Annotated in this window: 16 protein-coding genes and 1 pseudogene; 15 read left to right on the forward strand and 2 right to left on the reverse strand. The window is 34.5% G+C overall.

Annotation, left to right across the window (positions count from 1 at the left end; translation table 11 throughout):
- The first annotated feature begins 465 nt into the window (after positions 1-465).
- The 3 genes from J7I90_RS25655 (at position 466) to J7I90_RS25665 (ending at position 3,211) form a co-directional block, all read left to right on the forward strand.
- Positions 466-732, forward strand: coding sequence for a DUF2199 domain-containing protein (locus J7I90_RS25655; RefSeq protein ID WP_214774548.1), 267 nt, complete (start codon positions 466-468; stop codon positions 730-732).
- Between the two features lie 379 nt (positions 733-1,111).
- A complete protein-coding gene (locus J7I90_RS25660; RefSeq protein WP_214774550.1) occupies positions 1,112-2,251 on the forward strand; it encodes an FtsW/RodA/SpoVE family cell cycle protein in 1,140 nt (379 codons plus the stop codon).
- Between the two features lie 315 nt (positions 2,252-2,566).
- On the forward strand, positions 2,567-3,211 hold the full coding sequence (locus J7I90_RS25665; RefSeq protein WP_214774552.1) for a YczE/YyaS/YitT family protein: 645 nt from the start codon (positions 2,567-2,569) through the stop codon (positions 3,209-3,211).
- A gap of 306 nt (positions 3,212-3,517) precedes the next feature.
- Here J7I90_RS25665 and J7I90_RS27900 read toward each other — a convergent pair whose 3' ends face one another.
- A complete protein-coding gene (locus J7I90_RS27900) occupies positions 3,518-3,652 on the reverse strand; it encodes a hypothetical protein (protein ID WP_285289471.1) in 135 nt (44 codons plus the stop codon).
- A gap of 176 nt (positions 3,653-3,828) precedes the next feature.
- Here J7I90_RS27900 and J7I90_RS25670 point away from each other — a divergent pair, with 176 nt between their 5' ends.
- From J7I90_RS25670 to J7I90_RS25710, 10 genes are all read left to right on the forward strand, one after another.
- Entirely contained in the window at positions 3,829-4,443 is a 615-nt protein-coding gene (locus J7I90_RS25670) for an undecaprenyl-diphosphatase (protein WP_214774554.1), read from the forward strand.
- A gap of 373 nt (positions 4,444-4,816) precedes the next feature.
- Positions 4,817-5,257: a cell wall hydrolase gene (locus J7I90_RS25675; RefSeq protein WP_214774556.1), complete on the forward strand. Its 441-nt coding sequence runs from the start codon at positions 4,817-4,819 to the stop codon at positions 5,255-5,257.
- Positions 5,258-5,605: 348 nt separating this feature from the next.
- Positions 5,606-6,478 carry a LysR family transcriptional regulator gene (locus J7I90_RS25680; protein ID WP_214774558.1) on the forward strand — a complete coding sequence of 291 codons (873 nt, stop codon included), beginning with the start codon at positions 5,606-5,608 and terminating at the stop codon, positions 6,476-6,478.
- Between the two features lie 268 nt (positions 6,479-6,746).
- Complete coding sequence (locus tag J7I90_RS25685) at positions 6,747-7,961, forward strand: MFS transporter (protein ID WP_214774560.1); 1,215 nt, start codon at positions 6,747-6,749, stop codon at positions 7,959-7,961.
- A gap of 345 nt (positions 7,962-8,306) precedes the next feature.
- Positions 8,307-8,810: an RNA polymerase sigma factor gene (locus J7I90_RS25690; RefSeq protein ID WP_214774562.1), complete on the forward strand. Its 504-nt coding sequence runs from the start codon at positions 8,307-8,309 to the stop codon at positions 8,808-8,810.
- Positions 8,807-9,811, forward strand: coding sequence for an anti sigma factor C-terminal domain-containing protein (locus J7I90_RS25695; RefSeq protein WP_214774564.1), 1,005 nt, complete (start codon positions 8,807-8,809; stop codon positions 9,809-9,811). Before J7I90_RS25690 ends, J7I90_RS25695 begins: the two co-directional genes overlap by 4 nt.
- A 201-nt stretch (positions 9,812-10,012) precedes the next feature.
- Positions 10,013-10,135 (forward strand): DUF6366 family protein, encoded by a 123-nt coding sequence (locus tag J7I90_RS27590; RefSeq protein WP_251025478.1) that lies wholly within the window; start codon positions 10,013-10,015, stop codon positions 10,133-10,135.
- A gap of 255 nt (positions 10,136-10,390) precedes the next feature.
- Positions 10,391-10,624 (forward strand): DUF3953 domain-containing protein, encoded by a 234-nt coding sequence (locus J7I90_RS25700; RefSeq protein WP_214774567.1) that lies wholly within the window; start codon positions 10,391-10,393, stop codon positions 10,622-10,624.
- A gap of 145 nt (positions 10,625-10,769) precedes the next feature.
- A complete protein-coding gene (locus J7I90_RS25705) occupies positions 10,770-10,925 on the forward strand; it encodes a hypothetical protein (protein ID WP_251025479.1) in 156 nt (51 codons plus the stop codon).
- A 376-nt stretch (positions 10,926-11,301) separates the two neighbouring features.
- Positions 11,302-12,048, forward strand: a complete 747-nt coding sequence (locus J7I90_RS25710) for a polysaccharide deacetylase family protein (RefSeq protein ID WP_214774569.1) — start codon at positions 11,302-11,304, stop codon at positions 12,046-12,048.
- A 260-nt stretch (positions 12,049-12,308) separates the two neighbouring features.
- Here the strand turns inward: J7I90_RS25710 and J7I90_RS25715 are convergent, their stop codons facing one another.
- On the reverse strand, positions 12,309-13,133 hold the full coding sequence (locus J7I90_RS25715) for an MBL fold metallo-hydrolase (protein ID WP_214774571.1): 825 nt from the start codon (positions 13,131-13,133) through the stop codon (positions 12,309-12,311).
- A gap of 220 nt (positions 13,134-13,353) precedes the next feature.
- On the opposite strand from J7I90_RS25715, the gene J7I90_RS25720 reads away from it, so the two are divergent.
- Together J7I90_RS25720 and J7I90_RS27990 are read left to right on the forward strand one after the other, a co-directional pair.
- Positions 13,354-13,710 (forward strand): MmcQ/YjbR family DNA-binding protein, encoded by a 357-nt coding sequence (locus J7I90_RS25720; RefSeq protein WP_214774573.1) that lies wholly within the window; start codon positions 13,354-13,356, stop codon positions 13,708-13,710.
- 121 nt (positions 13,711-13,831) lie between these two features.
- A pseudogene (locus tag J7I90_RS27990) lies at positions 13,832-13,915 on the forward strand (5'-nucleosidase); the annotation flags it as partial.
- Positions 13,916-14,116: the final 201 nt, after the last annotated feature.

The following is a 14,116-nucleotide window of genomic DNA, read 5'->3' on the forward strand; positions in this document are numbered from 1 at the left end:
AACTCCCATGAAAATTAAAAAAGCTCAAAATCCAGAAAAAACCACAACAAAATAGACCCAGTAAAAACGCCTTTTAAAAAAAGGCTGAGCCATATGAGTAATCTGATTGAGTTTGGTCAATCGTTAAACAAAAACCTCCAATCACAGCATATTAAGTAGAGGCTAGCGCGACGACCAAAAAAGGATTAATCTCCCATGAGTGCTACCCATAAAGGCGCGACAGTCGGTGGTACACCGTGGTCGTCGGAGTCAGACTAACGGATGGGCTCAAAGGCACCATAGTTCAACGACCTTCTTCGCCAGCCATTAAAACATTATCGACATAGAGACCAATTTTCATTCTCTGTGGTGAAGCGCTGATTTTTGCGCTTCATGAATGGCTAACGAGGCAGTTTAGTTGTATAAGAAAATGTTAAAGGTGATGAGGAAAGTAAGTAATTACAGTTGATAATAGGGGAAGTTTATATGAGTTGGAACTGGAATGAAACCTCAATAATTTTCCTTAGAGAAAAGAATTTGAAACCAATGTTTGGTTGGCTGCAAACTTCTATTCCTTGTTATCCTGAAACATTGAACTTAAAAACATTGGTCCACACTCGTCCGATAGGTTTACGTCCTTCTATAGAATTAGAACCAAAAAACCACCCATTATCCTTAGAGCAAAGAAAAGGAATGGGGTATAAAAGAATAAAGCAGATAGCAGAAGATTTGTGTAATGTAGAAGAAAAATAAATGAATTAACGGGTGCTTTACTTCAATAATGAGGTTGCTGCGGCAGCCTTTTTCTTATGGCACTAAAGAGGCAGGTTAGTTCTATAAGCTAAAGGATTATTATTGATATTAATGAATTACTTGTATACTTTTAATTACTTTTTGTGAAATAATATGTAAATGTGGAAATGTTAGTGCGGAAATTTAATCCCAGAACAAATAAAAAGATAAATAAAATCGTATAACAAAAAAAGATAACATTTTAAGCCTTTTTTTAATTGGTTACCCCTCCATACAATCCTTCACGCTTTCAATAAAAGTGCTTTTAATAAAAAAATACACATTTTTACTATAATTAAGTTATGTTATAAACATAAGAAAATATTTACAAGGGGAAAAAATGAAAAATTCAAAGTTGGATTACAACCTGATTACACTTTTACTTTTACTATTTATAACAAGTTGTATAGCTATATTAAATGCTCAAGATTTTGGCCAATATGAAGGGAATTTTTTATTTAGACAAATAACCTGGTATATTGTGGGAATCGGAATAATCGCAGGAATTATGTATTTAGATTCTGAACAGATCTTTCGCTTGAATTGGTTTATTTACTCATTTAGCATAATTCTATTAATCGCATTAATTTTGGCACCTGAATCAATAGCTCGTAAAATAAATGGAGCCAAAAGCTGGTTTCAACTTCCGGGAATCGGATCACTACAACCAGCTGAATTCACAAAAATATCTTTGATAATTTGTTTAAGTTTCTTAGTACAAAAACATCATGAAAGATATTTAGATAAAACTTTAAAAACAGATTTGTTACTGTTAATTAAGATGGGAGCTGCTACAGCTCTTCCTATACTTTTAATTATGCTACAACCAGATTTAGGTACGTCTTTAGTTTTAATATGTATTTTTACAGGGATTTTTATTGTTTCGGGAATATCATGGAAAATCATAAGTGTTATTTTTATTATCATTTCCTTAATTTCTGGTATTCTAATATACTTAGTCTTTTTCAACCCTGATATTCTTCAATCAATGGGGTTCGCAACCTATCAATTAGGAAGAATTTATGCTTGGATCGATCCAGAATCTTATGCATCAGGTGAAGGCTATAATCTAACCAAAGCATTATTAGCCATTGGTTCAGGAGGGGTATATGGTTATCTGGAAAAGGGTATATATGTTCCTGAAGCACATACGGATTTTATATTTAGCGTTATTTCTTCTAAATATGGTTTCTTTGGAGCTAGTATTTTGGTAACAATTTATTTTCTCCTTATTTCGAGTATAGTGAAGTTAGCTCTAGACGTAAAAAATAGTTTTGAATCTTACATTTGCACCGGTGTTACTTCCATGATTTTTTTCCATGTTTTTGAGAATGTCGGGATGAATATAGGCCTAGTACCTATAACAGGAATACCATTACCTTTTATAAGTTATGGAGGAAGCTCATTAATTGGTAATATGTTAGCGATGGGGTTAGTCTTTTCAATAAGCTATCGAAAAAAAACATTTATGTTTGGTTAAGATGGCTAAGTATTCCCAGGATTAATTCTAGGTGAGTTTTTATTAAGAAAGCTATTTATTAGACGGTTAAACCGTCTTTTTTTATGTCTCAGTCTTTGTCAACTCAATAAATTTTATGCAACTAAAGGGCAGGTTAGTTGAACAAGTTTCTTAAAAAACCTAAATGGGATTTAGAGTACCTACCATCCATAGGTACGTCTTTATGTACTTCACTGTTAATCATTTGGTAACAACTTTTGATTTGGATAGATCATCTTGTTCATTTAACCTGCTTCATCTATAGTAGATGGATATAAAAGGTGTAGAGGTGAAGAGATGTCATTGCGGCTGTTACGGTATTTTATTTTTTTTCTCGGATTAACTTTCTTTGGATTAGGGAATGCGATTGCGGTGAATGTTCAATCCTTGGGGCTGCATCCTTGGGAGGTTTTAAACGTCGCCCTGTTCGAGTGGTTCGGTTTCACAATTGGGACGTGGAGTGTCATGTGTGGTTTAGTACTTGTGTTGATCGTCTTTGTCGTGGATAGGAAGTATATTAATATTGGTACCTTTCTAAATGCCTTGTCAATCGGCCCGATCATGGATTTCTTTTTGCATCTCAACATTCTTCCTCATGAAACGAAGCATTGGTGGTTGAATATACTCATATTGTTGACAGGTATCATCATAACCGGAATTGGCGGAGGGATTTATGTGGCTGCGGGAATTGGGGCAGGTCCCAGGGATGGTTTCATGCTTTCCGTTTCGGAAAAAACCGGGTTATCGGTCAGTTGGGCAAGAATCGTTGTCGAGAGCCTCATCTTGATTATCGGGTTCATCCTTGGCGGTCCAGTGTTTATTATGACATTTGCATATACCTTTATTCAAAGCCCAGTCTTTCAGTTTTCCATGAAGCTGATGCGTTCCTTTATCGCTAGTTTGGAGCAGAAGCGAAAAGGACAATTTGAAGTTCCGTTATAATGGGAGAGGATGTCCTTTGGTACACCATGGTCGTCGGAGTCAGACTAACGGATGGGATCAAAGGCACCATGGTTTAACGATCTTCTTCGCCAGCCATTAAAACATTATCGGCATAGAGACCAATTTTCATTCTCTGTGGTGAAGCGCTGATTTTTGGGATTCATGGATGGCTAACGGGTGCGTTCGTTCTCTAAAAGGCTGCCAATTGGCGGCTTTTTTTATAAAACAAAAAAGGAGCTATATAGCTCTGGTAATTTTTATAATCCAAAAGGTTCAGTCCTTGTTATATATATCAAAAGGACGACGTCAACTTGCGTCATAACAAACATAGGCACAAATTGATCCCATTTCCTTTGCCAATCCGGTTGCTTCATTTTCAAATTCAGTTACCCATCTGTTCGCTGCACTCAACACGAGCCCATACTCTAAATATTCCATCAAGATAGTTTAAGGTGGGAGTGAGATAGTTTAATATAAATGGAGGATTAAACCGTCACGTTGATGATGTACTTTCTGTCTGAAAGATGTAAAATATAGGTTTAATTGAAGTTCATCTTATTTACATAATGTAGCATAATGAAGGGTTAAGTGATAATACAATCAGGAGGAATTTTTCAATGGCTTTGTCCGAAATGAATAGTAATTTATTTAGAATGATTAATAATCTAGGTAAACTATACACGGATTTAAATCCTTTCTTTGTATTCATCGCTGAATACATGATTTTTTTCTTAGTATTGGCAGTCCTGATGTTTTTGTTTTCTCGTAGTAATAAAAATAGAATCATGGTAATCTGTGCATTTATTGCATTAGTTATCTCGGAAATACTGGCGAAAATAGCAGGGCAATTCCACTCGAATTATCAACCTTTTGCTGAGTTGCCCAACGTTAATAAGTTAGTTGAAAAAGCAGTCAATAATTCATTTCCAAGCGACCATACGATCATATTTTTTTCATTTTGCATAACCTTCTGGTTGTTCAAAAGGGGTTGGGGATTTTTATGGGGAATTTTGGCTGTTCTTGTAGGCATTTCTCGAATTTGGGTAGGTGTCCATTATCCAGCAGATGTTCTTGTCGGAGCCATCATCAGTATCGTTTCAGCGATGATCGTTTACAAAATTGTTCATAAGTTAAGTCTGACCAAGAAATTTTTGAGAAATCAAGAGGTGGGCGGACAAGCCATTCTATCTGCCCTATCCAAACAAAAGAAAGGTCAGTCAAAGGACTATTAGAAAAGGGTTAAATAATATACAAATTAGCAGACCAAATCGGTCATTGCTTATTTGCATTTGTTGTTTTAAGTCTTGTTTCAAGAACCAAACGGAGCAAGACAAAAAATATGTAATTATCAAAAGCTGATTTACTTTTTGAAATGAAAATTATTGAACAGGAAGTTTTAATCAACGATTCTTCAACGATAAGAAAAGGTTGCTAAGGCAGCCTTTTTCTTATGGCACAAAAGGGGCAGGTTAGTTGAATAAAGGGAAAAAAGAATGCAATAGTTTTCATTTTACTTAGAAGCTGTAAGTTATTATAACTAAGCATTTATATAAATAATGACATGACTGTAGGCTATTTTTCATACAATATTTTTGGGGTGGAAAAATGACAAGAGCAAAATACACAAGTTCAGACGTTGACTTAATGGCAAGGATGATGAGAGCAGAAGCCGAAGGTGAAGGAAAACAAGGAATGTTATATGTTGGAAATGTAATTGTGAATCGTCTTGTAGCTAATTGTTTAGACTTTAAAGGTTTAAGAACAATTCCACAAGTAATTTATCAAGTACAAGGAGGAAATTATTCTTTTGAAGCTGTTCAAAAAGGGAATGTATTTTATCAAAGAGCGAGGGGTATTGAAAGAAGATTAGCAGAACAGAATTTGAAGCACTGGAGACAGCATCCGGCTAGATATGCTCTTTGGTACTTTAATCCACATGCTCCATGCCCTCCAACATGGTATGATCAACCACATACTGGTCAATTTAAAGACCATTGTTTTTATGAACCAAAACCTGGAACATGTGATAGTGTTTATAGAGGTTAAGCTTACTCTTTGAGTAAGCTTTTTTACATATTTAAAATAGTTATCCCAAATAAAACTTTTAGTAATGGTTTTATCTAAAAAAGTAAGATTGTGAATTATTGTACTTCAGCTAACGGGTGCTACCTGAAGATCAGAGCTGTCTTTAAGGCAGCTTTTTCTTAATGAACTCCCTCGGTTTTATAGATAATGCTCAAAGGGGCAGTATGGTAATAAGGTGAACAGCAGTAAAGAATCGAAAAAGTATAAGGATAAACAACTTTTAATTGAGAAATACAAAACGGAGTCGATTATAATAGGTTTGTTAATATAAGTTCAAGGAACTGAATAATGATTGGAGTGATTCTTAATATGATTGATTTTGAATGGTATAGAAGCTTTATTTATATATATAAATATAATTCGGTGTCGGAAGCTGCAAAAACACGTATCATGACACAACCTGCTATGAGTCAGCATTTAGCTGCTTTAGAAGCTGAGGTTGGGGAGCTTCTATTTATAAGAACCGCAAGGAAAATGGTCCCTACTGAAAGGGGAAAAGAATTATATTCACAGTTGGCTCCTCTTGTTGAATCCTTAGAGGCAGCTACATTAAGTTTTAGAAGTGCTTCATTTCCAACTCTTTCTATAATCAGAATTGGTTCAGCAATTGAAAACTTTTATGAAATTATTCTAAATCAGCTTCAAGAAATTCAAACATGTACGGTTTCTTACTTTGGAACTGCCGATGAGCTATTGGAATTGTTGAAAGAAGGTACAGTAGATATAATTGTCACTTCAAAAAAAAATCCAGTTCCAGGCATTGAATATATTACGTTATTTGAAGAGGAATTTGTTATTGTTGCCCCAAAAGAATTGGAAATAGAAGAGGGTACTAACTATGAGCTAAAAGAAAAATGGCTTTCGTCACAAAATTGGATTAGTTATGGGCTAGACTTACCGATTATAAGAAGATTTTGGAGAGAGCATTTTAAAAAACGTCCAATTATGAAACCTATTCACGTCATTCCTAATTTACATTTGATTCTTAAAGCAATTGAAAACGGTGCTGGAATAAGTTTACTACCAACCTATTTGTTAGAAAATTCAATGGATGAGGCAAAATCCAAAATCATATTCGAAGATTTGAAAGTTAATAATAAATTGTTTATAGCCTATCAAACAAAAAACAAGCATCTTCCTGAAATAAATGATTTTACCCAGACAATCCGGAAAAAACAGTAATTTGCTTCTTATTTTTAGTCAATCATCCATCTACTTTGGATGATTTTTTTCTGTTGTATTCTGTATTGAAATACCTATAAATATATTTATCGTTAATGCGTGAAATCATAATTTGTTTTATGTATTTTCGCAGAGTAGAATAACGGTTGTAACAAATAAATCATTATTAGGAGGGAATGATAGTGCTGAAAAACACTTTGATGGTTAAAAGTAATCATATAGAAGATACAGTATATACAAATAAGATGAAATGTGAGGTGGATTTCAAATGAACGAACAACACTTAGCACAGACATCGCCTAAAGCACGACACGGGAACCGGTTTGCGTTAATAGCTTTGGCCGCAACGTTCTTTGGGGTAGGAATAACAGAATTTATCAGCATAGGTGTTCTTCCTGCTGTTGCGAATGAATTCGGTATATCGGTATCAACTGCGGGATTAATTGTATCTATGTATGCACTAGGAGTTGCAGTAGGGGGACCTATTTTAACTTCTTTAACAGCTAAGGTTCCGCGGAGAAAAGTATTATTATCCGTTATCGTTTTGTTTATTATTGGGCATATCATAACGGCTGCTGCTCCTGTTTTTAGTATCGTATTAACGGGGCGCATAATCTCAGCATTCGCACATGGTGTATTTTTCGCCATAGGTTCAACAGTCGCCGTTAGTCTTGTCCCTAAAAACCGTCAAGCAAGTGCCATAGCGTTTGTATTTGGAGGATTTACGGTTGCTACTGCCATTGGAGCTCCTTTCGGTACTTATATTAGTGATATGTTTGGTTGGAGAATTCCGTTTTACGGAATTGCGTTTATTGGTTTGATTGCGCTTATCCTTAATGCTATTGCGATTCCAAGTCAACAATTAAAAATAGAAACCCCTCCATCTTACAAAGATCAATTAAAGTTAGTAAGAAACGGGAGAATATTACTGATTTTAGCGGTAACCATTCTAGGATACGGGGGTACATTTGTAACCTTTACGTACCTTTCACCTATCCTTCAGGACATCATGGATATTAATGCTAAGAATGTTAGTATCATTTTGTTTGTATATGGGGTAGCCATTGCAATTGGAAATGCCATTGGAGGACGTTTGGGAGATCGGAAACCACTTAATGCTTTACTTAATATGTTCATCGTACAAGCTGTTATTTTATTGATATTTACATTTACAGCACCGTTTAAAGTAGTCGGTCTTATTACGGTTGTAGCTATGGGGTTGTTGGCATTTATGAGTGTTCCTATATTACAATCATACGTGTTGACCTTAGCACAACGTTATGTACCAAGTGCTGTTGATGTTGCTTCATCTCTTAATATCGCTTCATTCAATGGGGGAATTGCATTAGGCGCATATGTAGGTGGACTTACTACAGATATCATAGGATTACAACATACGCCTTGGATGGCCGCAGTAATGGTTGCAGGAGGGGTTCTTCTTACGTTCTACAGTATGGTGTTAGAAAAGAAAGAAAATAAATAATGATTCCTCTGTTGTGAAATATTACACTTAAACTAACGGGTGGGTTAGTTCGACAAGAAGGCCGCCAAGTTGGTGCGTGTAGTTGATTTCAAATTTTAAAGAAGATAGTAATTTAGAGGAATACGGGCTCTTTTTCCCAAAAACAAAAACGCTGCATTTGACCAATTTAGGCCGTATGCAGCGTTTTTCTATTTTAGTAGCTTACGGTAAGGTTGATTAATTTTTTGTGGCCACATAGCTTATTATTTTATAAATGCTCTACTATAGTTAGCAAATATTTTTTTCTTTTTTGTAAACATTTCCTTCACTAAATCGTTTAATAGGTGAAATGGAAGGGGGGTACCAGTGGATAATGAATTGTTACAACAATTGATGGGTGAAAAAATACAAATAATAAAAAGATATCTAATTAAAATTGGTTCCAACCCCTTAGATGCAGAGGATATTGTTCAAGAATCTTTATACAAATTGATACTCTATATTGATTCTGTTGAGCCAGAAAAAGTTTCAAGTTGGCTGTTCCGAGTAGCTTTAAATAACTATTATGATCTTTGTCGTAAACAGAACCGGAATGTAACTGTAACCATGGAAAATCAAGTATTCATTGATAATCAGCCATTGCCTGAGGAACATATTGACCATATCGAAAACCGGGAAGAAATCAATGCTACGCTTAATCAATTGAAACCTCTATATAAACATTTACTCGTTTTAAAGTACGAATTGGAATTAAGTTATGAGGAAATTTGCGAAATGTTAGATATGAAGCTCGGAACATTAAAAACGTACATATTTAGAGCCAGGACTCAATTTAAGAAGACTTATGAAAAAGGAGTGAAAGAACATTGAAAGAAAAGAATGATAGAAAAGAAAATATGTTTGACGATCATATAGAAGACTTGTTTGATGGAAATATTGAACAAACTGGAATGTTTGCAAAGACAATCAAAAAAGCACAACGAAAAACAATTTTACGTAATGTAATTATTTCAATTATTGTTTCAAGCATATTTATGCTCGGTTTTTTTGTTCTATTGCCCGTAATTAAGCAATATCAAGAGGATAAGGCTATTAGTGATTCAGGGCTTCATGATCATTATAATTTTACCAATCCGAATGTACATATTACAGGTTCTCAAACCATATCCAATGGTTTATTTAATGGAATCATAACCTTTGAGCAATATAAAATTATCAATGGAAAACCGATAGACTGGGGAGAGAAGAAAATAGAATACAGTCTGTTTGGTGGGGCACATTCCTTTGGAGGAGACCATTCACCGATACATTTAGAGCAGGTTAAAAATGGTCGTAGTTATGATAGATATACGAAGCAACTAATCATGGAATATTATCATCCGGAGGTAAAGTATGATTCGATGATAAATGATTTTCCTCGTTTAAAAAAGATGCCTGATAACCTTGCAGCTGAGTTAGCAATTTCATTCACTGAGAAATTGTCGCCGCAACAAGTGAGGGATTTGATACCAAAAGGTGTTTCACTCCAATGGTATTGGGTTGATATCTACGATAATTTGGATGATGAAACCATGCCGATACAGGCTAATGGCTTCAATTTTTACGGTTTTGAACATAGAAATGATGTTCCTAGTGAGGAGCTCTTTATTAAATGGTTAAAAGCGAGTGCATCACACGAAAGTGAAAATTACTATGATAAAGAAACTAAACAGGTGTATGAGTATATTAAAGGTAAAAACAAGGAAATAAAGACTGAGCAAATAAAAATTTTAGGTGCAGTTATAAGTGGTACACCTGAAAACTTAATGAAAGTTAAACACATTCCACAAGTGAGAACTGGTGTGTTGGGAGCAGTTACAAATAATTACTAACCACTATAGCTTAGATAATCCGTAGTTGAATAAGAAAAAAACCAATTTTCCTTTATATGGAGAGTTGGTTTTACATTTCCAAAATGGTTATTTATATAAACAAACATTCAATTGATTGCTTTTTATAGAACTAACGGAGCAGGTTTAGAGAAGGTATTACCAAGAAATTAGAGAATACGGTAATCATAGGGGGTGTTTGACTTGAATACTCGACAAGAAACTCCAGAAGAAAAAAGAGAGAGGTTAAGAAAGAACCCAAACGTTGCATTAAGAGATGGAATTAATCGAACTGAAAATGGAAATTTAGCAGATTTAGCTGACTAATTCTACTGTTATTATTTCTAGCCATGTTGTCAGCTCCTATGAATGTAATGTGTTGCTAGTCATAGGTTTTGATATTGTTAAGAGTTATATACATAGATTTTAAAATAAATTAAGACGAGGCTGCTTTTTTCTTATGGCACTAAGAGGCAGGTTTGTTAAAGAAGGAATTTCCATTTTCTACACAAATGAAAATGTGTAAATGGTATGATTAAATTTTAAATTGTACCGACTTAATTCTTAGGGGGTAATATATTCTTGAAAATAGTTAGAGTTATCTTAGCAATAATTGTTCTTGCTTTATCAGCCTATCAGATAATTACTCAAAATTTTGAGTTGATGCCGTATTCTATGTTGTTCTTAGGGGCAATTATGTTAGTAACAGGATTAGTCGAACTTCAAAAGGATAGAAAAAGATTTTGGGGGTATATGAGCATTGTTGTCTCTTTATTTCTTTTCTTTGTTTCCATACAGGGTTTCTTAATTAACTAGCGAGTGCATTTGCTTAAATAGGGGCTGTCTTTAAGGCAGCTTTTTTGTATGAAAACACAATAGTAAAAAAGCCAAGTGGGATGTAGTAACAGCCAAACCTTTTCCCGAAACAGTTGGCAATAAAGATGAAGAAGACTATTTTGGAATGGCAAAGACCTTTTGTAGCAAAGAAATTGCTGAAAAGTCTTGGCTTATACGTTTAGATTTCCCCAAAGCAACTGGAGCTAACTTAGGCCAAGGTCAAATATTTTTAGCTAAAAGTAAGGAAAAAGGATGGTTTGTTTGGTTTCAATACCATTAAACTGCTATTCCTTATAGAACTAACGGGTGCGTTAGCTGAAGATCAGGGTTATTCGTCACCAGACTCATGGTCGCAAGGAAGAGGTAACGCCGCAGGCGTGATCTATTAAGGATTAAATAGTACAAATTTTCTTCAACTAAACGGTGCTTTACTTCATTAAGGGAGTTGCTTTGGCAACTCTTTTTCTTATAGAGCTAATGTGGCAGTTAGTCCGAATCCTTAGTGTTTTAAGAAATTAGTTTTTCATTTGGGATTATCAAAGTCACCATTGATTAATGGGAGATAGAATCAAATATGGGAGAATTCATAATAGAACTATGCTTTTGAGGCACAATAAATTGAAAAGATAAAAAAAGGATGCAAAGCGAGGAATTTTATGAAAAAGGTTGTAATGTTTTTCCTATGTCTTCTTATCTTAATTCTTCCATCACAAGTTTTTGCTCAACGAAAAGTACCTATTTTAATTTATCATTCGATTGACGAGTTTACTGGGCAGGGTTCTAAGGAGCTATACGTAACTCCTGATAATTTCCAGAAACAAATGATTTATTTAAAAGACCATGGCTACACATTATTAACTTTTGATCGTTGGCAAGAAATTTATAAAGAAAAAAAACCCATTTTCATTACCTTTGATGACGGATACAAAAACAATCTGAATGCATTTGCTATCTTTCAGAAACTTGAAAACGAACGTTTTAAACCAAGTGGTACCATTTTTGTTATTTCTGACTTTATCGGTCGACCAAACCGATTATCGAAATCGGATTTAAAAATGATGGCTGATTCGGGTATAATCTCAATCCAGTCTCATACTGCTACACATCCTGATTTGACGGAAATAAAAAATTATGAATATGAACTGAAAGAGTCCAAAGATAAAATTCAAAAAATAACAGGCAAACCAGTTAATGTTCTTGCGTATCCATACGGAAATTTCAATGACAAAGTCGTAGAAGAAACGAAGAAATATTATTTGTTTGGACTTACGACAACTCCTGAACTATTTTCTGAGAAGGGCATTAAAGACGAACTTTATCTTTTACCACGAATTTATATCAAGTATTCAACTACTCTTGATGACTTTGCAAAGATAGTTGAAGGCGGCTCCTATACCAGGTAATCGCTTTTTCTTTTGGAACCAAGGGCTTAATATTGTTTATAAGAAATGGGGTAATTTAACTGCAAAGAGTATGTGGAATTTTGCACTTAAACTAACGGGTTCGTTAGTAGCATAAGAAAGCCACCAATTTGGTGGCTTTTGTTGGTTTGAAAAAAGTTCGAGAAAAAAATTTTATGATTTCGGATATTAGCATTTCTGTTTGTAAAAAAGGTAGAAGAATTGAAAACTATTTTTGATTTATTATTAATTTGTACTTGTATTTATGTAGTAAACAATGTTCCATTTAGTGCTTTAACATACCTAGCTGCAGATTTTTGAACTTGGTTATGGGCATCTTCTTTAATTACTCGGTGAAATGCGTCATATAAACGGCCAAAGTTCAATTCATTAACCCGATTTGCGATTCTTTCGACTGTTACACTTGGCATAGGGATGAAGTTTGGATAACTGTACATAAAACTTACCCATTGACGATCAGCAACGATCCGAATGATATCCCCAGTCAGTAAAATTCCGTTCTGGCTGTTTCCATTTTTCCATTCTAAAACGGTGCCGCCTTTAAAATGTCCGCCAATTCGCTGAAGTATGACACCTTCCTGTAATTCAAGCGATTCTCCAGACCAGAAAATGATTTTTTCGCTTTGCCTCGTTACCCAGTCTCTTTCATCTTCATGAATATAAATCGGAGTGTCAAAAGCTTCGGCCCATTCCACTTGACTAGAGAAATAATGAGGGTGAGATAACGCAATAGCATCGATTCCACCTAAATCTTCAATTTGGGTAATCGTATCTTGATCAATATATGTAATACAGTCCCATAATAAATTAAAATTCTTATCTTGTATTAGATAAGCAGTTTGTCCGATTCCAAAATTCGGACTAGTATTTATGCTATATAACCCCTCTTCGTCAAGATTAAAAGAATTTTTAAATATTCCATCTTTTTTCATTAGTTCCAATGTTGTCCATGTCTGCCCTTTAGGACTAATATATTGTCTTTCTTCCCCGCAAATCAAACATTGATTGGGTACTTCTTTAGAACCTTCATATTGGACTCCACATGTTTCACAAATATAATTAAACAAAAAACTTTCCCCCTTATTTACAAAAAACTTTATTAATTATTATAATTAAATAAGGTAATATTTTGAAATTTAATGCTCAAATTCCCCTTCCTGCATCCATGCTATCATTCTTATGGAACTAAAGGGGCAGGTTAGTGCTATAAAGCGTCCAGGGGTTATAATTAAGGATGCAGCTTTATTAAAAAACTGACAAGTTATTATGTTAGAGAAGAGGATAACAATGAAAAATAGAGAGGGAGCTATCGGTTACTGTTTGGGAATGGGTAATACATATGAAGATTATCCATTTCGTGATAAGAATTGGACGTTAATGCGACATATAGATAACAAGAAAGTGTTTGCGTGGATATTTGAAAAAGATGGCCATATTTGGATTAATGTGAAATGTGAACCCGGTTTGTTGGATTATTGGCGTCAGATGTACCATTCGGTAGTTCCGGCATTTCATCTTAATAAGGACCATTGGAATTCAATAATTCTTGACGGTACTGTTCCAAAGGAGGATATTTACGAAATGATAAAACAAAGCTATATGTTAACTAAAAAAAATAATAGTAAAGTAAATTTCAAAAAGTGAAGGCATTGATTCAGTAGGAAGGATTTATGCCGAACATACTATGATTGTGAAATAATCTAATTACACCTAACGAGTCCGTTAAGGGTAGCCAGTTTTACTGGTTGACCTTTTTTTAATAGAATCTAAGAATAATGAACTTATTGCTGTTGGTGTGAACTTTGACTTTGCTCAAGAAGATGAATTAAAACAAGCTGATTTTGTATGAATAATTTCAAAGAAATCTTAGAGTTAGTTTAAACTTCAAAAGGCTGCCAATTGGCGGCCTTTTGAAAATACGGTTCTTAGCATTATCATACATTCGCATTAAAGTGAAAAACTACCCAGTTGTGTCCACCGTTTATTCGTACTGTGACACAATCGTTATGTATTTCTCGGGTTTGTGTCTACCCTCAAATCCGCCTTGTTT

This window comes from Bacillus sp. ISL-57, assembly GCF_018613135.1.
Lineage (GTDB): Bacteria > Bacillota > Bacilli > Bacillales > DSM-1321 > Peribacillus > Peribacillus frigoritolerans.